23 protein-coding genes and 3 pseudogenes are annotated in these 27,000 nt (G+C 61.8%); 21 read left to right on the forward strand and 5 right to left on the reverse strand.

Annotated features, from left to right (window positions below; translation table 11 throughout):
• Positions 1-61 precede the first annotated feature (61 nt).
• The 4 genes and pseudogenes from CXF97_RS28720 to CXF97_RS04350 all read right to left on the reverse strand — a co-directional run bounded on the left by CXF97_RS28720 (position 62) and on the right by CXF97_RS04350 (position 2,628).
• Positions 62-907, reverse strand: a complete 846-nt coding sequence (locus CXF97_RS28720; protein ID WP_371918368.1) for a methyl-accepting chemotaxis protein — start codon at positions 905-907, stop codon at positions 62-64.
• Positions 908-928: 21 nt separating this feature from the next.
• Positions 929-1,999: pseudogene (locus tag CXF97_RS28725) on the reverse strand (cache domain-containing protein); the annotation flags it as partial.
• A 99-nt stretch (positions 2,000-2,098) separates the two neighbouring features.
• Positions 2,099-2,401 carry a cell division protein ZapA gene (locus CXF97_RS04345; RefSeq protein WP_101156537.1) on the reverse strand — a complete coding sequence of 101 codons (303 nt, stop codon included), beginning with the start codon at positions 2,399-2,401 and terminating at the stop codon, positions 2,099-2,101.
• Complete coding sequence (locus CXF97_RS04350) at positions 2,398-2,628, reverse strand: hypothetical protein (RefSeq protein ID WP_016772015.1); 231 nt, start codon at positions 2,626-2,628, stop codon at positions 2,398-2,400. The genes CXF97_RS04345 and CXF97_RS04350 overlap by 4 nt, the downstream gene beginning before the upstream one ends.
• Before the next feature lie 343 nt (positions 2,629-2,971).
• On the opposite strand from CXF97_RS04350, the pseudogene CXF97_RS28730 reads away from it, so the two are divergent.
• The 6 genes and pseudogenes from CXF97_RS28730 to trxC form a co-directional block, all read left to right on the forward strand.
• Positions 2,972-3,628, forward strand: a pseudogene (locus CXF97_RS28730) (MCP four helix bundle domain-containing protein); the annotation flags it as partial.
• A 303-nt stretch (positions 3,629-3,931) separates the two neighbouring features.
• Positions 3,932-4,531, forward strand: a pseudogene (locus tag CXF97_RS28735) (methyl-accepting chemotaxis protein); the annotation flags it as partial.
• Between the two features lie 152 nt (positions 4,532-4,683).
• Positions 4,684-6,426, forward strand: coding sequence for a potassium/proton antiporter (locus tag CXF97_RS04360; RefSeq protein WP_024011302.1), 1,743 nt, complete (start codon positions 4,684-4,686; stop codon positions 6,424-6,426).
• 34 nt (positions 6,427-6,460) lie between these two features.
• Positions 6,461-9,814 (forward strand): mechanosensitive channel MscK, encoded by a 3,354-nt coding sequence (gene mscK / locus CXF97_RS04365; protein ID WP_101156543.1) that lies wholly within the window; start codon positions 6,461-6,463, stop codon positions 9,812-9,814.
• A 48-nt stretch (positions 9,815-9,862) separates the two neighbouring features.
• Entirely contained in the window at positions 9,863-11,326 is a 1,464-nt protein-coding gene (gene selO / locus CXF97_RS04370) for a protein adenylyltransferase SelO (RefSeq protein WP_101156545.1), read from the forward strand.
• An 81-nt stretch (positions 11,327-11,407) separates the two neighbouring features.
• Positions 11,408-11,842: a thioredoxin TrxC gene (gene trxC / locus CXF97_RS04375; RefSeq protein ID WP_101156549.1), complete on the forward strand. Its 435-nt coding sequence runs from the start codon at positions 11,408-11,410 to the stop codon at positions 11,840-11,842.
• Positions 11,843-11,972: 130 nt separating this feature from the next.
• Here trxC and CXF97_RS04385 read toward each other — a convergent pair whose 3' ends face one another.
• On the reverse strand, positions 11,973-12,743 hold the full coding sequence (locus tag CXF97_RS04385; RefSeq protein WP_016772022.1) for a ParA family protein: 771 nt from the start codon (positions 12,741-12,743) through the stop codon (positions 11,973-11,975).
• Positions 12,744-13,099: 356 nt separating this feature from the next.
• On the opposite strand from CXF97_RS04385, the gene CXF97_RS04390 reads away from it, so the two are divergent.
• Genes CXF97_RS04390 through CXF97_RS04460 form a run of 15 tightly spaced genes read left to right on the forward strand, consistent with a single transcriptional unit; the run spans position 13,100 to position 26,991 of the window.
• Complete coding sequence (locus CXF97_RS04390) at positions 13,100-13,825, forward strand: beta-ketoacyl synthase chain length factor (RefSeq protein ID WP_101156552.1); 726 nt, start codon at positions 13,100-13,102, stop codon at positions 13,823-13,825.
• Positions 13,801-14,613, forward strand: coding sequence for a 1-acyl-sn-glycerol-3-phosphate acyltransferase (locus tag CXF97_RS04395; protein WP_101156554.1), 813 nt, complete (start codon positions 13,801-13,803; stop codon positions 14,611-14,613). The genes CXF97_RS04390 and CXF97_RS04395 overlap by 25 nt, the downstream gene beginning before the upstream one ends.
• Positions 14,591-14,866 carry a phosphopantetheine-binding protein gene (locus CXF97_RS04400; RefSeq protein WP_101156557.1) on the forward strand — a complete coding sequence of 92 codons (276 nt, stop codon included), beginning with the start codon at positions 14,591-14,593 and terminating at the stop codon, positions 14,864-14,866. Before CXF97_RS04395 ends, CXF97_RS04400 begins: the two co-directional genes overlap by 23 nt.
• Positions 14,867-14,875: 9 nt before the next feature.
• The gene (locus CXF97_RS04405; protein WP_016772026.1) at positions 14,876-15,130 is read left to right on the forward strand and encodes an acyl carrier protein; all 255 of its coding nucleotides are present in this window, start codon (positions 14,876-14,878) and stop codon (positions 15,128-15,130) included.
• A complete protein-coding gene (locus tag CXF97_RS04410) occupies positions 15,127-15,672 on the forward strand; it encodes a hypothetical protein (RefSeq protein WP_101156560.1) in 546 nt (181 codons plus the stop codon). Before CXF97_RS04405 ends, CXF97_RS04410 begins: the two co-directional genes overlap by 4 nt.
• Positions 15,669-17,348, forward strand: coding sequence for an acyl-CoA synthetase family protein (locus tag CXF97_RS04415; RefSeq protein ID WP_101156563.1), 1,680 nt, complete (start codon positions 15,669-15,671; stop codon positions 17,346-17,348). The genes CXF97_RS04410 and CXF97_RS04415 overlap by 4 nt, the downstream gene beginning before the upstream one ends.
• Positions 17,341-18,075 carry a glycosyltransferase family 2 protein gene (locus CXF97_RS04420; RefSeq protein WP_101156566.1) on the forward strand — a complete coding sequence of 245 codons (735 nt, stop codon included), beginning with the start codon at positions 17,341-17,343 and terminating at the stop codon, positions 18,073-18,075. Before CXF97_RS04415 ends, CXF97_RS04420 begins: the two co-directional genes overlap by 8 nt.
• Positions 18,072-19,019, forward strand: coding sequence for a glycosyl transferase (locus tag CXF97_RS04425; RefSeq protein ID WP_101156568.1), 948 nt, complete (start codon positions 18,072-18,074; stop codon positions 19,017-19,019). The genes CXF97_RS04420 and CXF97_RS04425 overlap by 4 nt, the downstream gene beginning before the upstream one ends.
• Positions 19,000-20,544 (forward strand): histidine ammonia-lyase, encoded by a 1,545-nt coding sequence (gene hutH, locus CXF97_RS04430; RefSeq protein ID WP_101156571.1) that lies wholly within the window; start codon positions 19,000-19,002, stop codon positions 20,542-20,544. Before CXF97_RS04425 ends, hutH begins: the two co-directional genes overlap by 20 nt.
• Entirely contained in the window at positions 20,537-20,962 is a 426-nt protein-coding gene (locus tag CXF97_RS04435; RefSeq protein ID WP_101156574.1) for a thioesterase family protein, read from the forward strand. Before hutH ends, CXF97_RS04435 begins: the two co-directional genes overlap by 8 nt.
• On the forward strand, positions 20,959-21,561 hold the full coding sequence (locus CXF97_RS04440; RefSeq protein WP_101156576.1) for an outer membrane lipoprotein carrier protein LolA: 603 nt from the start codon (positions 20,959-20,961) through the stop codon (positions 21,559-21,561). Before CXF97_RS04435 ends, CXF97_RS04440 begins: the two co-directional genes overlap by 4 nt.
• Complete coding sequence (locus tag CXF97_RS04445; protein WP_101156579.1) at positions 21,545-23,875, forward strand: MMPL family transporter; 2,331 nt, start codon at positions 21,545-21,547, stop codon at positions 23,873-23,875. Before CXF97_RS04440 ends, CXF97_RS04445 begins: the two co-directional genes overlap by 17 nt.
• Positions 23,872-25,035, forward strand: a complete 1,164-nt coding sequence (locus tag CXF97_RS04450) for a sodium:proton antiporter (RefSeq protein WP_101156582.1) — start codon at positions 23,872-23,874, stop codon at positions 25,033-25,035. Before CXF97_RS04445 ends, CXF97_RS04450 begins: the two co-directional genes overlap by 4 nt.
• Entirely contained in the window at positions 25,022-26,269 is a 1,248-nt protein-coding gene (locus tag CXF97_RS04455; RefSeq protein ID WP_101156584.1) for an NAD(P)/FAD-dependent oxidoreductase, read from the forward strand. Before CXF97_RS04450 ends, CXF97_RS04455 begins: the two co-directional genes overlap by 14 nt.
• Positions 26,266-26,991: a class I SAM-dependent methyltransferase gene (locus CXF97_RS04460; RefSeq protein WP_101156586.1), complete on the forward strand. Its 726-nt coding sequence runs from the start codon at positions 26,266-26,268 to the stop codon at positions 26,989-26,991. Before CXF97_RS04455 ends, CXF97_RS04460 begins: the two co-directional genes overlap by 4 nt.
• Positions 26,992-27,000: the final 9 nt, after the last annotated feature.

Here is a 27,000-nt window from a genome sequence, read left to right on the forward strand (position 1 = left end):
CTACAGAAACGCATTCCAATGTAGGAGCTGCCGAAGGCTGCGATCTTTTGATCTTGATCCTTTAGCTCAACTTGAACCCACCCATCTGCCGCGCCAGATCATCCGCCAGCTTCTGCAACATCTGACAATCCTCACGACAGGCACGAACTTCGACCGCCGTCGCCCGCGCCAGATCGGAAATGCCCTGCACATTGCGATTGATCTCTTCGGTCACCGCCGACTGTTCTTCCGTCGCCGTCGCTACTTGATGATTCATGTCACTGATGCGCTCGACCTGCCCGGTAATCGCCGTCAACGACGCCCCGGTGCGCTGGCTCGATTCAACCCCGGTGCCCGTCGCGGCCTGACCGGTGCGCATCGACGACACGGCATTTTCCGCGCCTTGCTTGAGACTGCCGATCATCAGTTGGATTTCGTCGGTCGAGGCCTGGGTTCTGCGTGCCAGGGTGCGCACTTCATCGGCGACCACGGCAAAGCCACGGCCCATATCGCCGGCGCGGGCGGCTTCGATGGCGGCGTTGAGTGCGAGCAGATTGGTCTGTTCGGAAACGCCACGAATCACCGCCAGCACCGAATCGATCGATGCCACTTGCTGCGCCAGCTCAGCCACCGCCCCCGCCGCCACGCCGATTTCATCGGACATGCTTTCGATATGGCGGACCGAGCCACCGACCACTTCCCGCGCCTGCAGCGCTTCATCACGTGCAGTTTGCGAAGCGAGCGCGGCGTTGCCGGCGTTCTGCGCGATTTCCTGCACGGTCAGGCCCATTTCGTGGACAGCCGTGGCGACCATGTCGGTCATTTCCTGCTGCCGACCGGAACGATCGGCGGTGTTGTCCACCACCGTCGCCACTTGCCCCACCGCCATGCGTAAACGCTCGCTGGTGGTCAGCACTTCGCCGATCATCGCGCGCTGGCTGTCGAGGAACCGGTTGAACCCTCGAGCCAGGTCACCCAACTCATCGGCGCGACTGGAATCTAACCGGTGGGTCAAATCTCCCCCACCGCTACCGATGGCCACCAGCGCTCGTGTTACTTGTCGGATCGGTCGCACCAGCCCTTGCGCCAGCCACACCACCAATGCCAGGCAAACCAATGCCACCACCAGGCCGATGCCGCCACTCATCCACATCGCTTGGCGCGCTTCGGCGTAGATCTGCGACTGCGGCACTTCGGCCACCAATGTCCAGCCGAGATCGCGCAACGGCAGACTGAAGGCGAGAAAATCTTCACCCTCGCGCTGAAAGCTGCTGTTGACTGCAGTCTTATGCCCCATCACCGCTTGCGCCGCGTTGGCGCCGATCTGCTCGGTCAAGGTGCGTTTGCCGCTGAACTGCGCTTGCGGATGCACCTGAATCAAACCGTCGGAACGCACGAGATAGACCTTGCCGCGCTCACCGAAGCTGAAATTGTGAATCAACTCGGAAAGCTCTTTCATGCTCAGCCCGAGCCCGGCAACGCCAACCACTTTGCCGGCCTGCTCGACCTTCAGATCGATGAACAGGGCCAGCTCGCCAGTGGCGCCATCGTTGTCGATATTCAGCGTGCGCGGCTGATTGCTGTCGAGAAAGGAATAGAACCAGGCATCGGCCGGTTTCGAGCGACTGAGGGTGCGATCCAGGCCTTTTTCGGTGATGTAGTGGTTGGATTCGGTGCCGATGATCAGCGCCGTGAAGGCCTTGTGTTCGGCGCGGATACCTTCCAGATACTGCGCAAATAGAGCAGTTTTGCTGCTGTCTTCGCCCGTCGCCAGCCAGTCACGCACCATGGTGTTGCTGGCGATGTCCTTGGCGGCGGTGAGTGGCTGGACGAGGATGCGCTCGATATCGTTGCGCGTCGCTTCGATGCTCGACGGCAGCGCTTGCTCGACCAGATAGTTCTGCGCAAGGCGGTTGACCACCAGGGTATAAATGCCAACCACAATCACGATGCTGATCAGCAGGGCCGTGCCCATGCCGAGAATCAACTGCCACTGAATACTGCGTCGCCACCACTGCATGGAGCACCCCCAGGGAATAAGTGGCCGAAACACTGCAACAGCCGTGCCGATTGTATACAAGCCAACCGACAATCTACTCCCTGGTTGTGCGCAACCGCATCAGCCCTGACTGATGGTCTTGGTGATGGTCTCGACCGTGGCGCTGACTTGCTCTTGATAACGCTCGAGTTCTTCTTCGTGCTGCTTCTTCATTTCAATCTGCTGCGAGCACAGATTCATCGCTGCCAGCACCAGCAAGCGGTCGCCGATCAGCGTCGGGTATTTGCGCTTGGTGTCCTCCAGCGCTGCCTTGAGCATCATCGCCGCGTCCAGCAGGGTCTGTTCTTCCCCGGCCGGTGCCTTGATCGAATAGTCCTCACCAAGAATGGAGATGACTTTTACCCCCGCTGTGCCGTGGTTCATGCGCTGACCGGACCGGCGTTGACGCGATCAACCAGCGCCTGGATGCGAGCGGCGGTGGCGCCGTGTTTTTCTTCCTGCTCCATCAGGTTCAGTTGCAGGTTTTCGTTTTCATCCTTGGCCTGGGCCAGTTCCGTGGACAGGGTCTGGTTGGTCTGCAGCAAGGTCTGGTTCTGTTGCACCAGATCGCTGACGAGCTGTTCCAATTGGCTGAGGGATGCTTCCAACATTTTGATCTTCCAAGCGTTTTTCAAAGGGCGCGTACGATAAAGAAAAGTCACCACGGATGCCAGGGTTAAACCGGCGCAAGGCCTTGATTTACCTGGGTGGCGAAGCTTCTCGCGAGTTTAAAAGACTGTGAATGGTCGATCTGGTTCCTGCACTTCGTCGCACAGAGCTGTCTGCGACAAATACGCACACCACCTCAAGACTTTAGTCGTATGACCGATAAGTCACCCATACAGCAGTCTCAGCCCGCATGGATGCGGCCCTTTTCGGTATCCGCCCATGTCCCTTCGCAATATGAATATCGCCCCACGGGCGTTCACCGGTTTCGCCCTGATTGGCGGCCTGATGTTGATTCTCGGCGTGTTTGCGCTGAACCAGATGAGCAAGATCCGCGCGGCCGGTGAAGACATCGCCACCGCCAGCGTGCCATCGATCAAGGCCCTCGACGAATTCACCCAGTTGACCCTGCGTCTGCGCGTGCTGTCCTATCGCCTGTTGATCAACCGCGAACCCGATGTGCAGCAGAAAACCATCGAACTGTTCGACCTGCGCAACCGCCAGATCGCCGATGCGCAACGCGCTTACGAGCCATTGATCGAAGGCCCGCAGGAACGCGCGGCGTACGATCAGTACGTGCAGTTGCTGGCGCAATACCGTCAGCTTGAAGAGCGCATGAAAACCTTGTCGCGCAACAATCAGATCGATGAATTGCGGCAGATGCTCAACAGCGATTTGCTGAGCAACTCGGAGGCGGTGAACACCGCACTGGCACGCTTGCTGGAGATCAACACCCAGCAGATCGCCGAGACCGATCAGGGCGCCACAGACCAGTACTCGATGTCGTTCAACCTTGTAGTGACACTGCTGGTGATCGCCAGCGGCCTGACCCTGCTGTTCGCCTGGCTGCTGACCGTGAGCATCACCAAGCCGATTTCCAAGGCACTGGAGGCTGCGGAAACCATCGCCGAAGGCAACCTGACCCAGCCGATCCACGTCGATGGCGAAGATGAAGCCGGGCGCCTGCTGGCCGCGATGGCCAAGATGCAATCGAAGCTGCGCGACACTCTGCAGCGCATCTCCGGTTCGGCCACGCAACTGGCCTCCGCCGCTGAAGAACTCAACAGCGTCACCGACGAAAGTGCTCGCGGCCTGACCCAGCAGAACAACGAAATCGAACAGGCCGCCACGGCGGTCAACGAGATGACCAGTGCCGTCGAAGAAGTCGCGCGCAACGCGGTCAGCACCTCGGAAGCCTCGAAAAACGCCACCACTTCGGCGGGCGACGGTCGTGATCTGGTGCAGGAAACCGTCAGCGCCATCGAACGCATGAGCGCTGATGTACAGAGCACCGCGTCCTTGATCGGCGACCTGGCCAATGAATCGCGCGATATCGGCAAGGTGCTCGACGTGATCCGTGGCCTCGCCGACCAGACCAACCTGCTGGCATTGAACGCAGCGATCGAAGCGGCCCGTGCCGGTGAGGCCGGTCGTGGTTTCGCCGTGGTGGCGGACGAAGTGCGTGCCCTGGCCCATCGCACCCAGCAGTCGACCAGCGAAATCGAACGCATGATCGGCAGCATCCAGAGCGGCACCGAACACGCCGTGGATTCGATGCGCAACAGCACCGAACGTGCCGAATCGACGCTGAACATCGCCCGTGGTGCCGGGATGTCGCTGGACACCATCAACAGCGCCATCGTCGAAATCAACGAGCGCAATCTGGTCATCGCCAGCGCGGCGGAAGAGCAGGCGCAGGTGGCGCGCGAGGTTGATCGCAATCTGGTCAACATCCGCGATCTGTCGGTGCAATCGGCGACCGGGGCGAACCAGACCAGCGCGGCGAGCAACGAGCTGTCGCGCCTGGCGCTGGATCTGAACAACATGGTTGGGCGGTTCAGCCTCTAACCTGATCCTTGATCGTTCCCACGCTCCGCGTGGGAACGATCACCGACCGCAAAAGCTTTTTGACAGCATCACATTTCAACAGGTTAGAATCGCTGGCACGCAGACTGCATGGTCAGTTTGTGCCTCGTCTTTACGCTTCTGGAGTACTGCCTTTGAATGCGACGACCATCAACAGCCTGTTCTTGATCGGCGCGTTGCTGGTAGGCGCAAGCATTCTTGTCAGCTCCCTGTCTTCACGTCTCGGCATTCCTATTCTGGTCATCATTCTCGCGGTCGGCATGGCTGCCGGGGTCGATGGTGGCGGGATCATTTTCGATAATTACCCGACGGCCTATCTGGTCGGTAACCTCGCCCTGGCGGTGATTTTGCTCGACGGCGGTTTGCGCACGCGTGTGTCGAGTTTCCGCGTGGCCTTGTGGCCGGCGTTGTCGCTGGCCACGGTCGGCGTGTTGATCACCACCGGGCTGACCGGCATGGCTGCTGCCTGGCTGTTCGACCTCAATCTGATTCAGGGCCTGCTGATCGGCGCCATCGTCGGTTCGACCGACGCCGCTGCGGTGTTCTCGCTGCTCGGCGGTAAAGGCCTGAATGAGCGGGTCAGCGCCAGTCTGGAAATCGAATCCGGCAGCAATGATCCGATGGCGGTGTTTCTCACCGTCACCCTGATCGACATGCTCGCCAGCGGCGAAACCGGTCTGCACTGGAGTCTGCTGACTCACCTGATTCGCGAGTTCGGCATCGGTGGTGTGATCGGTCTGGGCGGCGGCTGGGTGATGCTGCAACTGGTCAACCGCATCAATCTCGCCGCCGGGCTCTATCCGATCCTGATCATCGCCGGCGGTCTGGTGGTGTTCGCGCTGACCAACGCCTTGCATGGCAGCGGCTTCCTCGCCGTGTACCTGTGCGGTCTGGTGATCGGCAACCGCCCGGTGCGCAGCCGCCACGGCATTTTGCACATGCTTGACGGTATGGCGTGGCTGGCGCAGATCGGCATGTTTCTGGTGCTGGGCCTGCTGGTCACGCCTCATGATCTGCTGCCGATCGCCCTGCCCGCCCTGGGTCTGGCGCTGTGGATGATTTTGTTCGCGCGGCCGCTGTCAGTGATGGTCGGCCTGCTGCCGTTCAAGGCCTTCCACGGTCGCGAAAAAGCCTTTATTTCGTGGGTGGGTCTGCGCGGCGCGGTGCCGATCATTCTGGCGGTGTTCCCGCTGATGGCCGGCCTGCCGCAAGCGCAGCTCTACTTCAATCTCGCATTCTTCATCGTTCTGGTGTCGCTGTTGGTGCAGGGCACGAGCCTGCCGTGGGTGGCCAAGTTGCTCAAAGTGACGGTACCGCCCGAGCCAGCGCCGATTTCCCGGGCGGCGCTGGAAGTGCACGTGACCAGCGAGTGGGAGTTGTTCGTTTACAAGCTCGGCGCCGAGAAATGGTGCATCGGCTCGCCGCTGCGTGAATTGAAAATGCCCGAAGGCACGCGCATCGCAGCCCTGTTTCGCGGCCAACAACTGCTCCATCCGTCGGGTAGTACGGTGCTGGAAGTCGATGATTTGCTGTGTGTTATTGGCCACGAACACAACTTGCCGGCCCTCGGCAAACTGTTCAGCCAGGCACCGCAACGCGGCCTCGATCTGCGTTTCTTCGGCGACTTCGTGCTCGAAGGAGACGCCCAGCTTAAAGCGGTTGCAGCGCTGTATGGCTTGCCGGCCGAAGGCATCGATCCGGACATGACCCTGGGCGCGTTCATCGCGCAAAAAGTGGGGGGCGCACCCATCGTCGGCGACCAGGTGGAATGGAACAACACCCACTGGACAGTCGCGGTCATGGACGGGAACAAGATCGGCAAAGTGGGCGTCAGATTCCCCGAAGGAAGTCGCCCGGGCCCCGGACTCTTCCTCTAAACTGCCTCCACTCTCACTTGCTTGACCGGTCTCTATGCCTACCCTGCGCTCCTTTTTCGCCGCGGCCCTGCTGGGCCTCAGTCTCGTTGTCGGCCCGCTGCATGCTGCCGAACCACCGTCCAGCGACGCCGTGCAGGCCAGCCTCGACAAGTTGGCCGACAGCAAATTGCCGGACGCCGACAAGAAGACCTTGCAGACCGTTCTGCAGAACACGCTCAATCAGCTGAACAACCAGCGTGATTACGAGCAAAAGCTGATCGACCTCAAGCGTCAGCTGGCCAACGCGCCCAAGCAGACGATTGAAAACACCCGCGAACTCAGCCGTCTCAAGGCTACCGCGCCGGTGCCAGTGGCACAGCGTTTTCCCAAGGAGTCGATCCAGCAACTGGAGCAGATCCTTACCGATCGCTCGACCCAGCAGAGCGACCTGCAAAAAGCTTTGGCCGAAGCCAACAGCCTGATCATCACCGCGCAGACTCGCCCCGAACGCGCTCAGGCAGAGATTTCCGCCAGCCAGACGCGCATCCAGCAGATCAATACCATTCTCAAGTCCGGCAAGGACACGGGCAAAACGGTCACCGCCGAACAGCGCGACCAGTTGAACGCCGAGCTGGCCGCACTCAATGCGCTGATTCCGCTGCGCCGTCAGGAACTGGCCGGCAACACGCAGCTGCAGGATCTGGGCAACGCCCAGCACGATTTGCTCTCGGAGAAATCCGATCGCCTCGACCGCGAGATCCAGGAACTGCAAACCCTGATCAACCAGAAGCGTCTGGCGCAGTCGCAGGAAACCGTGACCCAGCAATCGATCGAAGCGCAGAAGGCCGGCGGCAGCAGCCTGCTGGCGAGCGAGAGCGCCACCAACCTCAAGCTTTCCGACTATTTGCTCAAGAGCACCGACCGTCTCAACGAAGTCACTCAGCAGAACCTGCAGACCAAACAGCAACTCGACACCCTGACCCAGAGCGATTCGGCGCTGGACGAACAGATCAATGTGCTCAAGGGCAGCCTGCTGCTGTCGAAAATTCTCTACAAGCAGAAGCAGGCCCTGCCGCACCTCAAGGTCGACCGCGACCTCGCCGACCAGATTGCCGATATTCGCCTCTATCAGTTCGATGTCAGTCAGCAACGCGAGCTGCTGAGCAATCCGGCGACCTACGTCGACAACTTGCTGGCCACGCAGCCGCCGGAGCAGGTCACCCCGCAGCTGCGCAAGAGCCTGCTCGATCTGGCCAACACCCGCGCCGATTTGCTCGAGCGGCTGAACCGCGAGTTGAGCGCGATGCTCAATGAGTCGATCACCCTGCAGCTCAACCAGAAACAACTGCTGAGCACCGCGCAAAGCCTGCGCGCAACCCTCGACGAACAGATGTTCTGGATCCCCAGCAACAAGCCACTGGACGTGGAATGGATGCGCGGCGTGCCAGAGCGCCTCGAGCGGCAGGTCAACACGTTGCCTTGGGCGTCGAGCCTGAGCGAACTGACGGACGGCCTGACCCAGCGCCCCTTGTTGTTCCTGCCACTCGCGTTACTGATCGGCGCTCTGTTATGGCGCCGCAAGGCGCTGTACGGAAGACTCAACAAGGTTCACCAGGACATCGGCCACTTCAAGCGCGACAGCCAATGGCACACGCCGCAGGCCATTCTGATCAATATTTTGCTGGCGATGCCGGTGGCGCTGGGTCTGGCGCTGTGCGGTCTGGCCTTGCAGATCGATGCACGCGGGCAGAACGCCAACATGGGCGCGGCACTGTTGCAGATGGGCCAGGCCTGGCTGGTGTTCTACACCGCGTACCGGATTCTCGCGCCGGGTGGCGTGGCGGAATTGCACTTCCGCTGGGAGAAACCGCAGGTCGAGTTCCTTCAGGGCTGGGTGCGTCGGTTGGGTCTTGTGGTCATGGCACTGGTGGCCGTGGTGGCCGTCGCCGAGCTGCAGCCGGCGGCGCTGGCCGATGACGTGCTCGGCATGCCGGTGGTGCTGACCTGCTACGCCTTGATGGCGTGGCTGCTCAGTCGCCTGCTGATCAGCAGCCCGACACACCAGAATGCCTCGCTGTTCCGTAAAGCCGTCGGGGTGATGTTCACCCTGTTGCCGATCGCCCTGTTTGTCGCGGTGTGCTTCGGCTACTACTACACGGCGCTGAAACTCAGCGATCGCTTGATCAATACCCTGTACCTGCTGATGTTCTGGCTGGTGATCGAGGCCACTTTCGTGCGGGGCCTGAGCGTTGCGGCGCGGCGCCTGGCTTACCAGCGCGCGCTGGCGAAACGGCAAGCGGCAAAAGAGGCCGGTGACGGGGAAGCGGTGATCGAAGAGCCGACGCTGGACATCGAAAAGGTCAACGAACAGTCCCTGCGCCTGATCCGCCTGGCCTTGCTCGGCGGTTTCATCGCGGCGCTGTACTGGGTCTGGTCGGACCTGATCTCGGTGTTTTCGTACCTGGACAACATCACCCTCTACGAATACACCAGCGGCACTGGCGCCAACATGAGCATGGTGCCGATCAGCATCGGCGACATGCTCGGCGCGCTGATCATCATCGGCATCACCTTCGCGCTGGCGCGCAATTTGCCCGGCCTGCTCGAAGTGTTCGTGCTGTCCAAGCTCAATCTGGCTCAGGGCAGTGCTTACGCAACGACAACACTGCTGTCCTATGTGATTGCCGGCGTCGGCTTCGTCACCACCCTGTCGACCCTCGGCGTCAGCTGGGACAAGTTGCAATGGCTGGTGGCGGCGCTGTCGGTAGGCCTCGGTTTCGGTATGCAGGAGATCTTCGCCAACTTCATCTCCGGCATCATGATCCTCTTCGAACGCCCGGTGCGGATCGGCGACACCATCACCATCGGCAACCTCTCGGGCACGGTGAGCAAGATCCGCATCCGTGCCACGACCATCACCGACTTCGACCGCAAGGACATCATTGTCCCGAACAAGACGTTTATTACCGGGCAACTGATCAACTGGTCGCTGACCGACACCATCACCCGCGTCACGCTGAAACTGGGCGTTGATTACGGCTCGGATCTGGACCTGGTCAAGGAACTGTTGCTCAAGGCTGCTCGGGAGAACCCGCGTGTGCTGAAGGAACCGGAGCCGCACGTGTACTTCCTCAATTTCGGCGAAAGCACCCTCGATCACGAGCTGCGCATGCATGTGCGCGATCTCGGCGACCGCAACCCGGTGCTCGATGAGGTCAACCGCTTCATCAACCGCGAGTTCAAGAAGCAGCACATCAACATTTCGTTCCGGCAAATGGAGGTTTACCTGAAGAACCTCCACGGTCAGGAATACAAGATGGTGCCCGTGGAACCCGAGAACAAAACCATCGTGCCGGTCGTCGACGGGCAGAAACCGTTGCCGGAACCGCCACCGAGCAAACTCGACTAACCGACATGGTCCCAGCAGAATGCTCGGACATTCTGCTGGAGCCGGCCCGTGAAAGCCCTCGACGAACTGACTTTCGACAACCGCTTTGCCCGCCTGGGCGACGCGTTCTCCGTTCACGTACTGCCCGAGCCGATCGATAATCCACGGCTGGTAGTGGCCAGCCCGGCCGCACTGGCCCTGCTCGACCTGGACCCGGCGACTGCCGAAACTCAAGAGTTTGCCGAACTGTTCGGCGGCCACAAGCTGTGGGCCGATGCGGAGCCACGGGCGATGGTGTACTCCGGCCACCAGTTCGGCGGCTATACGCCGCAACTGGGCGACGGTCGTGGTTTGCTGCTCGGCGAGGTCTACAACAACGCCGGCGAACATTGGGACCTGCACCTCAAGGGCGCCGGGCAGACGCCGTTTTCGCGCATGGGCGATGGTCGTGCGGTGTTGCGCTCTTCGATCCGCGAATTTCTAGCTTCCGAAGCCCTCTATGCGCTGAACATTCCTTCCTCACGCGCAGCCTGCGTGATCGGCTCCGACACACCAGTCTGGCGGGAAAAACAGGAGCGCGCGGCGATGGTGCTGCGCCTGGCGCCGAGTCATATCCGCTTCGGCCACTTCGAATATTTCTATTACACCAAGCGCCCCGAACAGCAAAAGCAGCTCGGCGAGCATGTCCTGGCGATGCATTTCCCCGAATGCCTGGAACAACCGGAACCGTATCTGGCGATGTTCCGCGAGATCGTCGAACGCAACGCCGAACTGATCGCCAAATGGCAGGCCTACGGCTTCTGTCACGGCGTGATGAACACCGACAACATGTCGATCCTCGGCATCACCTTCGACTTCGGCCCGTTCGCCTTCCTCGACGATTTCGACGCCAACTTCATCTGCAACCACTCCGATGATCAGGGCCGTTACTCGTTCAGCAATCAGGTGCCGGTCGGCCAGTGGAACCTCAGCGCCCTCGCCCAGGCGCTGACGCCGTTCATCAGCGTCGAAGCCCTGCGTGAAACACTGGGCTTGTACCTGCCGCTGTTCCAGGCGCATTACCTCGACCTGATGCGCCGCCGTTTCGGCTTCACTACTGCCGAAGACGACGACCAGCAATTGCTGGAAAACCTGCTGCAACTGATGCAGAACAGCGGCGTCGACTACACACTGTTCTTCCGCCGCCTCGGTGAAGAGTCAGCCGAACAGGCCGTGGCTCGCTTGCGTGATGATTTTGTCGATATCAAGGGTTTCGATGCCTGGGGCGAACGCTACGTCGCCCGCGTCGCTCGCGATGGCGATACCGATCAAGAGCAGCGCCGCGCGCGGATGCACGCGGTCAATCCGCTGTACGTCCTGCGCAACTACCTGGCGCAAAAAGCCATTGATGCGGCAGAGCAAGGCGATTATTCCGAGGTGCGCCGGCTGCACTCGGTGCTGAGCAAACCGTTCGAAGAGCAGCCGGGAATGGAAGGTTATGCCGAGCGGCCACCGGAGTGGGGCAAGCATTTGGAGATCAGTTGTTCGTCGTGAGCCCCCAGCGCGCGAACTTGATAAACAGCTCGTGCGGCTCCAGATAGGTCGCACGAACCGCTGAATTTCAATGAGCCGAATATGACCACCCCACTCCTCATCCCCTGCCCCACCTGCAACGGCCTCAACCGCATCCCCGCCGAGCGCCTGGCGGACCAGCCCAAATGCGGGCGCTGCAAATCTGCGGTGCTGTTGAGCAAACCGTTCGAACTCAAGCAAGGCGATTACACCAGTCAGATCAAGGGCGATCTGCCGTTACTGGTGGATGTCTGGGCGGACTGGTGCGGGCCGTGCAAGTCGTTTGCGCCGGTGTTCGAACAGGCTGCAGCGCAATTGGCGGGCAAGTGTCGGCTGGCCAAGCTCGACAGCGAAGCGAACCAGCAGCTGTCGGCGCAGTTGGGGATTCGCTCGATTCCGAGTCTGATTCTGTTTAAAAACGGTAGGGAAGTGGCGCGCCAGAGTGGTGCATTTCCATTGCCGCAATTGATGGCGTGGCTGCGTAGCCAAGGGATCTGACCCAACACAGAAACCTGTGGAAGCGGGCTTGCCAGCGAAAGCGGTTTTTCATCCGACATTAATGTCGACTGACCTTGCGCCTTCGCGAGCAAGCCCGCTCCCACAGGGGATTAGCGTGTGATTCGGCAGATCAGTGGTCTTCCAGCAGATTGTGCAGTTCAACGAACTGCTGGGTCAGCTTGTGCCGTGGGTCGAGGTGGATCAGCGGCATGCTGGCCTGGTGCGACTCGCGCATGCGCACCGAACTGCTCAGATACACCGGCAACACCGGCAAGCCTTCGGCGATCAACTCATCGAGAATCTGCTGTGGCAGGCTGGCGCGGGCCTGGAACTGATTGACCACAATGCCTTCAACTTCCAACCCTTCGTTGTGGTCATCCTTCAACTCTTCGATCTCGGCGATCAGACCGTACAGGGCCTGACGGGAAAAGCTGTCGCAGTCGAAAGGAATCAACACCCGATCCGCCGCAATCAGCGCCGATACCGCATAGAAGTTCAGTGCTGGCGGGGTATCCAGATAAATCCGGTCGTAGTCTTCCGACAATTCGTCCAGCAACTTGCGCAGCTTGTTGATCTTGTGTTTTGCCTCAAGCTTGGGCTGCAGGTCAGCCAGCTCGGCAGTGGCGGTAATGATGTGCAGGTTGTCGAACGGGGTCTCGTAGATGTCCGCCTGATTCTTCTTCGAGAACGGCCCGGAGGACAGCGTCTGTTTGAAGAAATCGGCGATGCCCATCGGAATGTCGTCGCCGGTGAGCCCGGTCAGATACTGAGTGGAATTGGCCTGGGCATCGAGATCGACCAGCAAGGTGCGATAGCCCTCGCTGGCACTGACCGCCGCCAGATTGCAGGCGATGCTGGACTTGCCCACGCCACCTTTCTGATTGAACACCACGCGCCGCATGACCAAACCTCCGTGTATCAAAGAATGACCGAGTGTAGTTGCCGGTGGCCACGCTTCGCTACCTTCACCGACATGGACTACGTCGTCAGGTGTAAATATCGGCGCACAGGCAGGGAAAAAACCGCCAGTCATCACAGACTCACCTGACAGACAGGCCGCGTGGAATCTGGATAATGGCCAAGTGACAGCCACACGGCGAACCGCTCGGTACATTTTGTTGGGCAAAATGTAACCAACATTTGCTACACACCCGTCGCACCGGGATAATGCGCGCCACCCGGCGCCCTGCGCCAAGCCAAGCGTGCTGCGGCGCTGGCGACTCAACGCGTCAACGAAAGCCCGCAGGGGCGGGATGAATGTCCGTGATCAACTTCAACATCGCCCAATGGCGCGCGTGGGCTCCCGGGCTCGACAGCGTGGACGCCTGGCAGGCCTGGAGCCGACAGCCGGTCGTGCTCCAGAGCAGTGATGCCGCGCCCGATGTGTCGTTTCTGCCGGCCATGCAACGCCGTCGCCTCAGCCGCCTCGCACGCATGGCGTTCAGCGTGGGCTGGCCATTGGCCGACGGACGCGACAAGCTGCCGCTGGTGTTCGTCTCACGGCACGGCGAAACCCCACGCACATTTGAAATCCTCCGCGATCTGGCCACCGAACAGCCCTTGTCGCCGACCCAGTTCAGCCTTTCGGTGCATAACGCGATCATCGGCCTGTGGTCGATCATGCGCGGCGAAACCAGCGAAATGACTGCCCTCGCCGCCGCTGGCGACGGCCTTGAACACGGCATGCTCGAAGCAGCGGCACTGCTCGATGAAGGCGCCCCGGCGGTGCTGCTGGTGATCACCGAAGAACAACCGCCCGAGGCCTATTCGCAGTGGGTCGACGATGTGCCGTTCCCTTATGCGCTGGGTTTATTGCTCACGCCGGGTACCGACTGGCGGCTGACCCTGAACAGCAGCACCGAAACCCGGTCAAAGGCGCACTGGCCGCACGCGCTCAACCTGCTGCGAACCCTGCTCGGCCAGCAACCTGATTGCCAACATGCGTGGAAAAATCGTGTATGGACCTGGCATCGCAACCCGTGACCGCCAAACACCGCGACGCCTACTACTGGCGCCTGCTGGCCACTGCTGCGAGCTTCGCTTTGTTCGGGCTCGGCGGGCTGTGTCTGCGTCTTCTGGTATTTCCGTTACTTGGCTGCCTGCGCGGTGACGTATTTGAACATCGCCTTCGCGCGCGGCGTACGGTCAGTCGGTTGTTCTGGTTTTTCGTGCGGTTCATGGCCCGCACCGGTGTGCTCACTTACGACATCGAGGGCGCCGAACGCCTCGGCCGGCCGGGGCAGATGATCATCGCCAACCACCCGTCGCTGATCGATGTGGTGTTTCTCATCGGTCTGGTGCGCCACGCCAACTGCGTGGTGAAGAAAACCCTTTGGGAAAACCCGTTCACCCGTGGCCCGCTGCGCCGCACTGAATACATCAGCAACGACGGCAGCATGGACATGCTCGACGCCGCGGCGCAGGCATTGCAGGACGGCCAGACGCTGATCATCTTCCCCGAAGGCACCCGCACCCGGCCGGGACAGGCGCCGGCCTTTCATCGGGGGGCGGCGGCGATTGCCCTGCGTGGTGCGAAAATCGTTACCCCGGTGGTCATCAAGGTCAGCCCGACCACCCTGACCAAAGCCGAGCCGTGGTATCGCATCCCTCATCGCCGCGTGCACTTCAGTTTTCGCGTCGGGGCCGATATAGACCCACAGACCTTCGCCGCGCAAGGCCCCGCCCCACAGGCCTCACGCAAGCTCAACGATTATTTGCATGACTATTTCATTAAGGAGCTCGCCGCAGATGAGCGAACTGAACACCGCTAGCCTGATGCGTGACATCAAACTGCTGATCATCGACGCCTTGGGCCTGGAAGACATCAGCCCCGAGGACATCGGCGACGAGCAGACACTGTTCGGCGAAGGCCTCGGCTTGGATTCGGTGGACGCATTGGAGCTGGGTCTGGCAATCCAGAAAAAATACGGCATCAAGATCGACGCCGATGCCAAAGATACCCGCAACCATTTCACCAACGTGGCCAGCCTTGCGGCATTCGTCACGGCAAAACAGGCAGCTTGAGACCGGACCATGCAAACTCGTGACGATATCTTCAACACCCTGCGCGATGCCCTGGTCGAGCTGTTCGAACTGGATCCGGCCCGCGTGAGCATGGACGCCAACCTGTATCAGGATCTGGAAATCGACAGCATCGATGCCGTCGACCTGATCGATCACATCAAACGCCAGACCGGCAAGAAAATCGCCGCCGAAGAATTCAAATCGGTGCGCACCGTGGGTGACGTGGTCGAGGCGGTGTTCCGTCTGGTTCAACCGGCCGCATGAGCCGACTGATCGGCCTGGGCCTGCTGCTGGCCGGTCTGCTGTACCCCTTTGCGGTGTATTTCGGCATGGAGCATTTTGCCCCGTGGCAATTTGCGCTGCTGCTGGGCAGCCTGTGGCTGGCGCGCGCCCTGTCCGGCGAACGCAAGCCCGGCAGCCTGTGGACGGCTTGCGTGGCGATGGTGTTCTGCCTGCTGCTGGCGGTGTTCGACAGCCCGCAACTGCTGCGCTGGTACCCGGTGCTGATCAGCGCATTCATGCTGGTGCTGTTCGGCGCCAGCCTGCAATACGGCCCGCCAATGGTCGAGCGTCTGGCGCGTTTGCGTGAGCCACAGCTGCCGGAGGTCGCCATTCGCTATACGCGCAAGGTCACGCTGGCCTGGAGCGTGTTTTTCTTCTGCAACGGTTTGTGCGCTGCCCTCCTCACCCTGTGGGCGCCGCTGGATTGGTGGATGTTGTACACCGGCCTGATCTCCTATGGATTGATCGGCCTGATGTTTGCCATTGAATGGCTGATACGACAACGGGTAAGAGGCCGTACATGAATTGGATAAAACTTGAGCAACTTTTGCTCAAGGCGTTGCCGGCACGGGCGATCTGCCAGGCGCCGGCGCTGGATCACGCGCAGCTGCATGCACGGGCACTGAGTGTCGCCGCTGGCCTGCAAGCTCGCGGCGTGAAGGTGCTGGCCGTGCATCTGGAAGACGCCGCCGACCTCGCCATTGCCTTGCTTGGTGCGTGGCGTGCCGGCGTCAGCGTGTTGTTGCCGGCGGATCTGCAAGCGCAGACGCGTCAGCGCTGGGCCCCTCAAGTCGACCTGTGGCTGACCGATCAGCCGGGCGATGCGCAGCTCCATGACTTCACCCACCCCGGATTACCCGGCGCCGAACTGGATCTCGATCAGTGCCGGTTGAGCCTGTGCACTTCCGGCTCCAGCGGCGAACCCAAGCGCATCGACAAGACCCTGCGCCAATTGGCCAAGGAGGTCGAAGCGCTGGAGCAGTTATGGGGTGCAGACCTCGGTGAAGCCTGCATCATCGGCAGCGTCGCCACGCAACACATCTATGGCCTGCTGTTTCGCGTGTTGTGGCCCTTGTGCGCCGGGCGCCCGTTCGTGCGCCGGCAACTGGCGTTCTCCGAAGACTTGCAGCGCGCCAGCCGCGAATACCCGGCCTTCGCCTGGGTTGCCAGCCCGGCGCTGCTCAAGCGCATGGGCGACAACCTCGACTGGCCGGCCATGAGCGCGGTGCGCCGGGTGTTTTCTTCCGGTGGCGCGTTGCCGCCGGAAGCGGCGCAAAGCCTGCAACAGCGCTTGCAGCAATGGCCGACAGAAATCCTCGGCAGCTCGGAAACCGGCGGCATCGCGTGGCGCCAGGGCGATTCGTTGTGGCAGCCGTTTGCCGGCGTCGAACTGAGCCAGGACAGCGACGGCGCCCTGCTGATTGCCTCGCCGTATCTGCCTGCCGGTCATATCGAACACAGCGCCGATGCCGCACGCATCGCTGCCGATGGGCGCTTCGAATTACTGGGTCGACTCGACCGCATCGTCAAACTGGAAGAAAAGCGCATCTCGCTGCCGATGCTTGAGCAGGCTCTGGTCGATCATGACTGGGTCGCCGAAGCGCGCCTCGGCGTGGTCCAGGAAAACCGCGCCTCGCTCGGTGCGCTGCTGGTGCTCAGCGAGTCTGGCCTGTTCGCCCTGCGCGAGCACGGCCGCCGTGGTCTCACCGAAACCCTGCGCAAACATCTGAGCCAACATTGCGAAGCGCTCGCCCTGCCCCGCCGCTGGCGCCTGCTGCGGCAAATGCCGTTGAACAGCCAGGGCAAACTGGCACAAGCCGACGTTGAAGCGTTGCTGCTGGCCGCCCGGCCGAAAGCCCCCGAAGTGCTTGAGCAAAGCGCAAGCGACGGCGAGTGGAGCCTGCAACTCAGCGTGCCGCCGGATCTGGCCTACTTCAGCGGGCATTTTCCCAAGGCACCGGTGCTGCCCGGCGTGGTGCAGGTGGAGTGGGCGCTGAATCTGGGTCGGCAGTTGCTGAAGCTGGACGGTGCGTTCGCGGGCATGGAAGTGCTGAAGTTCCAGCAACTGGTGCGGCCCGGCGATGAAATCCAGCTGCATCTGCGTTTCGATGCCGAGCGCGGCAAGCTGTATTTCGCCTACCGCAATGACACGGCGACCTGTTCCAGCGGGCGCATCCTCCTGGGGCCTGGCCATGCATAACCCCTGCGCCGTAATCCCGGTGTACAACCACGAAACCGCGATCACCACCGTGGTCGATGCCCTGCTTGCCCAGAACCTGCCGTGCATTCTGGTGGACGATGCCAGCGAGTCGTCCTGCGCACGTGTGCTCGACGCCCTGGCCGAGCGCGACAGGGTTTTCCTGGTGCGCCTGACGGCCAATCAGGGCAAGGGCGGCGCAGTGATGACCGGTCTGCGCGAAGCGTCGCGTCTGGGCTTCACTCACGCCTTGCAGGTCGATGCCGACGGTCAGCACGATTTGCACGACGTCGCGCGCTTCGTCGCCGAATCCCGTGCTTATCCGCAGGCGATGATCTGCGGCTATCCGCTGTTCGACGAAAGCGTGCCGAAGGGACGTTTGTACGCACGCTACCTGACCCACGTGATGGTCTGGATCAACACCCTGTCGTTGCAGATCCGCGATTCGATGTGCGGCTTCCGCGTTTATCCGCTGGCGTCGACTCTGGCGGTGATCGACTCGGCCAAAGTCGGCAAGCGCATGGATTTCGACTCTGACATTCTCGTGCGCCTGGCCTGGCGCAATCAGCCGATGCGCTGGCTGCAGACCAGCGTGCACTACCCGCTGGACGGCGTGTCGCACTTTCGCCTGTTCCACGACAACGCGCTGATCTCCAGCATGCACACGCGGCTGTTCTTCGGCATGTTGCTGCGTTGGCCGGTGATCCTCTGGCGGCGGTGGAAACCATGAGCGAAGAAGTCGACAAGAAGCACTGGGCCGACCGCGAAGAACGCGGCAGTTTCCTGCTGATGAAATTCACCGCGTTCGCCGCCAGAGTTCTCGGCCGCCGACTGCTCAGTCCGTTGCTGTACGGCATCGTGCTGTATTTCTTTTTGTTCGGCCGGATCGCCCGGCGCAGTGCTTGGCAGTACCAGCAGCGTCTGGCCGAGTGGAGCCGGCGCGACGACCTGCGCCCGAGCCACTGGCGGGTGTTCGGCCAGTTCATGACCTTTGCCGACTCTCTGCTCGACAAGCTCGACGTGTGGAACGGCAAGCTGAGCATCGAGCAGATCGAAATCATCGACCCGGCGCTGCTGCGCAAGCAGTTGCGCGGCAGTCGCGGGCAACTGCTGGTTGGCGCGCACCTGGGCAATCTCGAAGTGTGCCGGGCGCTCGCAGAGATCGGCGAAAAAGTCACCATGAACGTGCTGGTGCACACCAAGCACGCCGAGCAGTTCAACCGTTTGCTCGGCGAGGCCGGGGCGACCAATCTGCGCCTGATTCAGGTCAGCGAACTCGACCCGGTGATCATGCTGCAACTGCACGAACGGCTGGAGCGCGGCGAGTGGCTGGCGATCGCCGGCGACCGCGTGCCGCTGCACGGCGGGCGCAGTGTCACCGTGGATTTTCTCGGCCATCCGGCACCGTTCCCCCAAGGCCCGTGGTTGCTGGCCGGCCTGTTGAAGTGCCCGGTCAATCTGCTGATGTGCCTGAAACAACCCGACGGCCACTATCGCCTGACTCTCGAACCGTTCGCTGACGCAGTGGTGTGGACACGCCGCGAGCGCGAGCAGGTCATTCATCAGTGGGCCACCCGCTACGCGCAGCGCCTGAGTCACTATTGCCTCGAAGCCCCGCAGCAATGGTTCAACTTTTACCCTTTCTGGAAGACCGATGACGACGCCAACCCATGAGCCGGTAACCTTCGGCGAACGCCCTTTGCGCATCGAAGACGTGCTGGCCCTGGCCAACCGTCAGGCACCCGTGCAGTTACAGGCTGACGCCGACTATCGCGAGCGCATCGCCAAGGGCGCGCGGTTTCTCGATTCGCTGCTGGACAAGGAAGGCGTGATCTACGGCGTCACCACCGGTTACGGCGATTCCTGCGTGGTCGCGGTGCCGCTGCATCACGTCGAGGCGCTGCCGCGTCATCTCTACACCTTTCACGGTTGCGGCCTGGGCAAACTGCTCGACGCGCAAGCCACCCGCGCCGTGCTGGCGGCGCGTTTGCAGTCGTTGTGTCATGGCGTTTCCGGGGTGCGCGTCGAGTTGCTCGAGCGTCTGCACGCGTTTCTCGAATACGACATCCTGCCGTTGATTCCCGAAGAAGGCTCGGTCGGCGCCAGCGGCGATCTGACGCCGCTGTCCTATGTCGCCGCAACCCTGTCCGGCGAGCGCGAAGTGATGTTCCGTGGCGAACGTCGTCAGGCTGCCGACGTGCATCGCGAACTGGGCTGGACGCCATTGGTACTGCGCCCGAAAGAAGCGCTGGCACTGATGAACGGCACAGCGGTGATGACCGGCCTCGCCTGCCTCGCTTTCGCTCGCGCCGACTACCTGCTGCAACTGGCCACGCGCATTACCGCGCTCAACGTGGTCGCGTTGCAAGGCAATCCGGAGCACTTCGACGAACGCCTGTTCGCGGCCAAACCGCATCCGGGGCAGATGCAGGTGGCCGCGTGGCTGCGCAAGGATCTGGCGATCGACGCGCCGACTGCACCGCTGCATCGTCTGCAGGATCGCTACTCGCTGCGATGCGCGCCACATGTGCTCGGCGTCCTGGCCGACAGCCTGAACTGGCTGCGCGGCTTCATCGAAACCGAACTGAACAGCGCCAACGACAACCCGATCATCGATGCCGACGCCGAGCGCGTTTTGCATGGCGGGCACTTCTACGGCGGGCACATTGCGTTCGCCATGGACAGCCTGAAGAACCTTGTGGCCAACGTCGCCGATCTCCTTGATCGGCAACTGGCACTACTGGTCGACGAGCGTTACAACCACGGTTTGCCGAGCAACCTCTCGGGCGCTCCTGCGGATCGGGCGATGATCAATCACGGCTTCAAGGCTGTGCAGATCGGCACCAGCGCCTGGACCGCCGAGGCGTTGAAAAACACCATGCCGGCCAGCGTGTTCTCGCGCTCGACCGAGTGTCACAACCAGGACAAGGTGAGCATGGGCACCATCGCCGCCCGTGATGCGATTCGCGTGCTGGAACTGACCGAACAGGTCGCCGCCGCCACGTTGCTCGCCGGCAATCAAGGCGTGTGGCTGCGTGTGCAAGCCGACAACGCGCGTCCGTTGCCGCCAGCGCTGGCGGCGATGCACGAAGAACTCGGCAAAGACTTCCCGCCGGTCATCGAAGACCGTGCGCTGGAAGGCGAACTGCGCCTGTGCCTGCAACGCATCGCCGCGCAACACTGGAGGCTGCATGCGTAGCGCCGGAGTGCTTCACGCCGACACCGAAATCCTCGTGCCGTTTTTTGACGTCGACACCATGCATGTGGTCTGGCACGGCCATTACGTCAAATACCTGGAAGTGGCACGCTGCGCGCTGCTGGACAAGATCGGCCACAACTACACGCACATGGTCGAGTCCGGTTACGCCTGGCCGATCATCGACCTGCAATTGCGCTACGTGCGCGGCGCAGTATTCGGCCAGCGGCTGAATGTTCGAGCCAGTCTGGTCGAGTGGGAAAACCGTCTGAAGATCAATTACCTGATCACCGACCTGCAGACCGGCGAACGCCTGACCCGCGCAAGCTCAGTGCAGGTCGCCGTCCAAGTCAGCAGCCGCGAGATGCAACTGGCTTCACCGAAAGTATTTACCGATGCCGTGGAAAGGATGCTGCGATGAATGTGTTTTTCAGAAGCCTTGGCGCACTGACGCTGCTGGCCGTGTCGTCATGGGCCAATGCCTTCGACCTGCAACAGCTCAGTGAACAACTGGCGAAACCGGACGTGATCCACGGCCAGTTCATTCAGGAAAAACACCTGCGCGCCTTGCCTCAGCCGCTGATCAGTAAGGGCAGTTTCGTCCTCGCTAAAAACCGGGGCCTGCTGTGGCTGCTGAAAACTCCGCTGCAGCAGGATTACCGCATCACCGCCAAAGGCATCGCCCGCCGCGACAACAATGGCTGGCAACTGCTGCCGAACAAGAGCGCGGGCGCCGAGCAGAACCGTTTGTTCCTCGCCGTGCTGCAAGGCGACAGCAGCGGTTTGCAGCAAGATTTTGAACTGGCCCTGAGCGGCACGGCGCAGCAGTGGCAACTGACCCTGACGCCGCGTTCGATGTTGCTCAAGCAAGTGTTCCAGCAGATCAATATCGACGGCGGCGCTCTGGTGCAAACCATCGAGCTGCTGGAAGCCCAGGGCGACAGCACACTGCTGCGCATGCAGGACAGCACGGCCGGGAAACCCTTGAGCGAAGCGGAGCAACATGACTTTGCCGAGTGAACGCAGGCTGCCCTGGCTGTTTCTGAGCCTGCTGCTGGCCGTCGTTGCGCTGGCCGCCTGGCAGTGGCGCGACGGTGCGCCGCTGTCGGCCAACCTGATGGAGCTGGTGCCCGGGACCAGTCCCGACGCGCTGGAATTGCGCGCCGAGCAGCGCATGCAGGAGCCGCTCAACCGCGAAATGCTGGTGCTGGTCGGCCACACCGATCGCCAGCAAGCGCTGACCATGGCAAAGACGCTCGGCGAGCAATGGCAGGCCAGCGGTCTGTTCGAAACCGTGCAGTGGAATCTGCAAGCCGACTTGCCGGCGCTGCGTACGCAATTGCTGCAAGGGCGCCTGGCGATGCTCTCGGCGGATGATCGGCAACTGCTCAGCGAACATCCCGACGTGTTCATTCAGCAGCGGGTGCAGGCGTTGTTCGACCCGTTCAACGGTTTCACTCTGGTGCCGAGCCAGGACGATTGGCTGGGCCTGACCGGACGCATCCAGAACAGCCAGCCGAAACACGGCGCGGTGCAACTGGACATCGGCAGCGGCGCATTGATCGCCAATGCCGATGGCAAGAGCTGGGTGATGTTGCGCGCGCGCACCACCGGCGATGCCTTCGACATGAACCTGCCGCTGCAAGTCGCGGATCTGCTCAAAAAAAGCCGCGACCAAGCGGCGCAAAGCGACGTGCGGTTGCTCGCCGCCAGTGGTTTGCTCTACGCCGCCAACGGTCAGCAACAGGCCACCCGCGAAATGACCTGGGTCGGCGGCGGCGCGACGGTTGGCATTCTGTTATTGCTGCTGCTGGCGTTTCGCCGCTGGGGCGTGCTGCTGGCCTTCGTCCCGGTGCTGGTCGGCATGCTGTTCGGTGCGGTGGCCTGTGTGGCGCTGTTCGGCCACATGCATGTGATGACGCTGGTGCTCGGTTCGAGTCTGATCGGCGTTGCCGTCGATTACCCGCTGCACTATCTGTCCAAGAGCTGGAGCCTCAAGCCCTGGCGCAGTTGGCCGGCCCTGCGCCTGACGTTGCCGGGGCTGACCCTGAGCCTGATCACCAGCGTTATCGGCTATCTGGCCCTGGCCTGGACTCCGTTCCCGGCGCTGACTCAGATTGCCGTGTTCTCCGCCGCCGGTTTGCTTGGCGCCTATCTGTCGGCGGTCTGCCTGCTGCCGGCGCTGCTGAAAAATGTCCAACTGCGCCCGGCGCAGTGGCCGCTGCGCCTGGCCGAACGCCTGATCGACCTGCGTGAAGCACTGCTCGGCTGCATTCGCACGCCCGTGCTGCTGGCCCTGCTGATCGCCTTCTGCGTCGGCGGCCTGATGCAATTGCAGAGTAAAAACGACATTCGCCAATGGGTCGGTGCACCGCAACATCTGACTGACGAAGCGCAGACCATCGCACGCATCACCGGTTATCAACCAACCAGCCAGTTCTTTCTTGTCCGTGCGGCCAATCAGGAGCAATTGCTCGAGCGTCAGGCAGCGCTGAGCGAGCGTCTGCAGCAACTGGTCAATCTCGAAAAACTGCAAGGCTATCTGGCCCTCGATCAACTGGTCAGCGCGCCGAGTCAGCAACAGCAAGTGCGCGAATCACTGAACAAGCTGCCGTCATTCTGGCAACCGCTGCTCGATCTCGGCGTGCCAGTGACGGCGTTGCAAAACGAATTGCAGCAATTGCAGACCCTGCCCGCCGAAGACATCGACGCCGCGCTGGCCGGCCCGCTCGGCGAGCCGTATCGCACACTGTGGCTTGGACCGACTGAACACGGCGTTGCGGCAATCACCAGCCTGCAGGGCTTGAACAATCCGTCGCTGCTGCGCGTGCAAGCGCTGGACCTGCCGGGGGTGGTGCTGGTTGATCGCCTCGGTGATCTGAACAAGGTGTTCGCGGCCACGCAGCTCAGCGCCGCCGAACTTAAACTCGCTTCCTGCGTATTGATCGTGCTGGTACTGATGCTGCCGTTCGGCCTGGCCGGCGCGCTGCGTATCGTCGCCCTGCCACTGCTGGCGGCGCTGTGCAGTCTGGCCAGCCTTGGCTGGCTGGGTCAGCCGCTGACCCTGTTCAGCCTGTTCGGCCTGCTGCTAGTGACGGCGATCAGCGTCGATTACGCAATCCTCATGCGTGAACAGGTTGGCGGCGCGGCGGTAAGCCTGCTCGGCACCTTGCTCGCGGCGCTGACAACGTGGTTGTCGTTCGGCCTGCTGGCAGTGTCCAGCACGCCGGCGGTGAGCAATTTCGGCCTGTCGGTGAGCCTGGGTCTGGCGTTCAGCTTCATGCTCGCACCGTGGGCCGGGCGCCATGCACCGGTCGCGGAGACAAAGTCATGATGGTCTTCGGCTTCTGGCTATTGGCCCTGGCACTGTTTGCCCTGGCGACCCGGGTCGGCCGCCATTTCGGCCTGATTCCTATCGTCAGTCATTTGTTGCTGGCAAGCTTCGGTTTGCCCCTGCTGATGTACTTCTGGAGCGAGCCAGGCTGGCAGCTCAGCGGCGCACAACTGATCGCACCGCACTGGTTGAAAAACCTCTACAGCCTGAGCTTCGCCTTGCTGCTCGGGCACATCCTCAGCGACGTCATCGACCTGCGTCTGGATCGCCAGAGCGTAAAAATCGCCGTGCCGAGTTTCGCTGTGCCGTTCACTTGTGGGCTGGCGGTTGCGTACTGGTTGCTGCCAGCGCAACCGTGGCTCAACGCGATGGCCATCGGACTGGTCTTCGCCATTACCGCGATCCCGGTGTTGTACCTGTACTTGCGCCACATCGATTACCCGCCCGCCGCCACCAAGCGTCTGGTGCAGACCGCGATCCTCATCGACCTGACCTGCTGGACGCTGTTCGGCCTCGCGCAGGGCAGCCTGCACTTGAGCAGCCTGTTGCTGCCCGTGGCCATGGCCGGCGTGCCGCTGCTTTTGCACCTGCTGCGCGTTCGTCGCCCGCTGACTTACAGCCTCGGCTTCTTCGCCCTGCTGGTCATGGCCGAACATTACAAACTCAACGCGCTGATTTTCGGCATCGGCTATCTGCTGTGCATGGCGCTGCTGAAAGTGCCGTTGGTGCTGCCGTTGCCGGCGCGTTGGATGAGCCGTTTGCAAACGTGGATCGCGATCCCGCTGATCCTCACGTTCGGCATCGTCCAGATCGACGTGCACAGCGCCCTCGCCAGCCTCGACGCCGGACAATGGGCGGCGCTGCTGCTGGTGCCGATTGCCAGTAAACTGCTGGGCAACTGGCTCGGCCTCGGCTGGGCCGGCGCCTCGTTTGCCGGGGCCAGCCGCTGGCGCGAAAGCGTGCTGTTGAACATTCGCGGCCTGAGCGAAATCGTCTTTCTCAACCTGCTGTTGCAACAACAGCTCATCACCCCGGCGCTGTATTTCGCGCTGATGCTGATGGGCCTGATCGCGACGCTGCTGCCGGCCCTTATCGGTCTGCATCGCGCGCCCCTGAATCTGAACAGTCCCTTGCCCCGGAGCTCACGTGCCAATCGTTGAAATGGAATCCCGTCAGGTCGTGATCATCGGTGCCGGCCCGTCCGGCGCTATCGCTGCGGCCCTGCTCAAGCGCAAAGGCCACGATGTGCTGGTGCTGGAGCGCCAGCACTTCCCGCGTTTTTCGATTGGCGAAAGCCTGCTCAGCCACTGCCTGGATTTCGTTGAAGAAGCCGGCATGCTCGACGCGGTCAACGCCGCTGGTTTCCAGCGCAAGACCGGCGCGGCGTTTGCCTGGGGCGAGCGTTACAGTGCCTTCGATTTTGGCGACACCTTCACCGCCGGCAAGCCGACCACCTTCCAGGTGCAGCGCGCCGATTTCGACAAGTTGCTGGCCGATCAAGCGGCACTGCAAGGCGCTGAAATCCGCTATGGCGATGCGATCATCAGCGTCGATTTCGATCAGGCGAAGCCACTCCTTGATGTACGCCGCGAAGACGGCAGCGAGTACCGCGTCGAAGCCGATTTCGTCCTCGACGCCAGCGGTTACGGCCGCGTGCTGTCGCGCCTGCTCGACCTCGAAGCGCCTTCGAACTTCCCGGTGCGTCAGGCGATGTTCACCCACGTTGAAGATCACATCGACAATCCGGCGTTCGACCGCGAAAAGATCCTCGTCACCACCCATCCCGAGCATCGCGATGTGTGGTTCTGGACCATTCCGTTCAGCAATGGCCGCTGCTCGGTGGGCGTGGTCGCGGCTGAGGAACATTTTCAGGGCCGCGACAGCGATCTCGATGCCTGCCTGCGCAGTTTCATCGCCGAGACGCCAAGCCTCGCCGGGGTTCTGAACAACGCAGTCTGGGACACCCCGGCGCGCACCCTCGGCGGTTACGCGGCCAATGTGAAAACCCTGCACGGCCCGGGTTTCGCGCTGCTGGGCAACGCCGCAGAATTCCTCGACCCGGTGTTCTCCTCCGGCGTGACCATCGCCATGCGTTCGGCGAGCATGGCCGCCGGCGTGCTGCACCGCCAGCTCCAGGGTGAAACGGTCGACTGGCAAAGCGAGTTTGCCGAGCCGTTGAAACGCGGCGTCGATACCTTCCGCTGCTACGTCGAAGGCTGGTACGCCGGCACCTTCCAGGACGTGATTTTCTACGAGGACAGTCAGGCGGAGATTCGCCGGATGATCTGCTCGATCCTTGCCGGTTACGCCTGGGACGAGCGCAACCCGTTCGTCAGCGAAGCGCGTCGACGGCTGAAGATGATTTCCCGACTCTGCGCGCAGGACGCCTCATGAATTATTTGAGCGACAGTTACGTCGAGGAAACCCGCTTCGGTCTCTGGTTCCTGCGCAGCCGCACCTGGCAGCACCATGTGCTGCGCGTGGCGATCAACGATCTGCGTGGATTATTCAGTGAAGCGCTGCCGGAACACCCAGTGCTGCTGGACGCCGGTTGCGGGCAGGGCAAGTCGTTCGGCCACCTGCACCAGACCTTCGCTCCACAGCGACTGATCGGCGTCGACGCCGACCCGCACAGCCTGCAACTCAGCGCCGAAGAAGCCGCACGCCTGGGCCTGCCAGTCGAGTTGATCGGCAGCGATTGCGCCACGCTCGACGTCGCCGATGCCAGTGTCGATCTGCTGTTCTGTCACCAGACTTTTCATCATCTGGTCGAGCAGGAAAAGGCCTTGGCCGAGTTCTATCGCGTGCTGAAGCCGGGCGGCTATCTGCTGTTCGCCGAATCCACCGAGGCTTACATCGATACCTGGGTGATCCGCTGGCTGTTCCGCCATCCGATGCACGTGCAGAAGAGCGCCGCCGGCTATCTGCAGATGATCCGCGAGCAGGGTTTCGAGTTTGCCGAGCGCAATGTTTCCTACCCGTATCTGTGGTGGAGCCGGTCGAAGGATTTTGGTTTGCTGGAGCGATTTGGCTTGAGCAAACCCAAGCCATTCGGTGAACGCGAAGAGACGCTGGTGAATGTCGTCGCGCGCAAGCCGCTTGCAGGGGCTATCTGATGCGCCACT

This window comes from Pseudomonas sp. Choline-02u-1, from assembly GCF_002836515.1.
In the GTDB taxonomy this organism is placed as follows: Bacteria; Pseudomonadota; Gammaproteobacteria; order Pseudomonadales; family Pseudomonadaceae; genus Aquipseudomonas.

Coding starts and splice junctions, on each gene's coding strand:
- CXF97_RS28720 (WP_371918368.1), bottom strand. CDS start 907: ATGATCGGCGAAGTGCTGACCACCAGCGAGCGTTTACGCATGGCGGTG.
- CXF97_RS04345 (WP_101156537.1), bottom strand. CDS start 2,401: ATGAACCACGGCACAGCGGGGGTAAAAGTCATCTCCATTCTTGGTGAG.
- CXF97_RS04350 (WP_016772015.1), bottom strand. CDS start 2,628: ATGTTGGAAGCATCCCTCAGCCAATTGGAACAGCTCGTCAGCGATCTG.
- mscK (WP_101156543.1), top strand. CDS start 6,461: ATGCCTACCCTGCGCTCCTTTTTCGCCGCGGCCCTGCTGGGCCTCAGT.
- trxC (WP_101156549.1), top strand. CDS start 11,408: ATGACCACCCCACTCCTCATCCCCTGCCCCACCTGCAACGGCCTCAAC.
- CXF97_RS04385 (WP_016772022.1), bottom strand. CDS start 12,743: ATGCGGCGCGTGGTGTTCAATCAGAAAGGTGGCGTGGGCAAGTCCAGC.
- CXF97_RS04390 (WP_101156552.1), top strand. CDS start 13,100: ATGTCCGTGATCAACTTCAACATCGCCCAATGGCGCGCGTGGGCTCCC.
- CXF97_RS04395 (WP_101156554.1), top strand. CDS start 13,801: ATGGACCTGGCATCGCAACCCGTGACCGCCAAACACCGCGACGCCTAC.
- CXF97_RS04400 (WP_101156557.1), top strand. CDS start 14,591: ATGAGCGAACTGAACACCGCTAGCCTGATGCGTGACATCAAACTGCTG.
- CXF97_RS04405 (WP_016772026.1), top strand. CDS start 14,876: ATGCAAACTCGTGACGATATCTTCAACACCCTGCGCGATGCCCTGGTC.
- CXF97_RS04410 (WP_101156560.1), top strand. CDS start 15,127: ATGAGCCGACTGATCGGCCTGGGCCTGCTGCTGGCCGGTCTGCTGTAC.
- CXF97_RS04415 (WP_101156563.1), top strand. CDS start 15,669: ATGAATTGGATAAAACTTGAGCAACTTTTGCTCAAGGCGTTGCCGGCA.
- CXF97_RS04420 (WP_101156566.1), top strand. CDS start 17,341: ATGCATAACCCCTGCGCCGTAATCCCGGTGTACAACCACGAAACCGCG.
- CXF97_RS04425 (WP_101156568.1), top strand. CDS start 18,072: ATGAGCGAAGAAGTCGACAAGAAGCACTGGGCCGACCGCGAAGAACGC.
- hutH (WP_101156571.1), top strand. CDS start 19,000: ATGACGACGCCAACCCATGAGCCGGTAACCTTCGGCGAACGCCCTTTG.
- CXF97_RS04435 (WP_101156574.1), top strand. CDS start 20,537: ATGCGTAGCGCCGGAGTGCTTCACGCCGACACCGAAATCCTCGTGCCG.
- CXF97_RS04440 (WP_101156576.1), top strand. CDS start 20,959: ATGAATGTGTTTTTCAGAAGCCTTGGCGCACTGACGCTGCTGGCCGTG.
- CXF97_RS04445 (WP_101156579.1), top strand. CDS start 21,545: ATGACTTTGCCGAGTGAACGCAGGCTGCCCTGGCTGTTTCTGAGCCTG.
- CXF97_RS04450 (WP_101156582.1), top strand. CDS start 23,872: ATGATGGTCTTCGGCTTCTGGCTATTGGCCCTGGCACTGTTTGCCCTG.
- CXF97_RS04460 (WP_101156586.1), top strand. CDS start 26,266: ATGAATTATTTGAGCGACAGTTACGTCGAGGAAACCCGCTTCGGTCTC.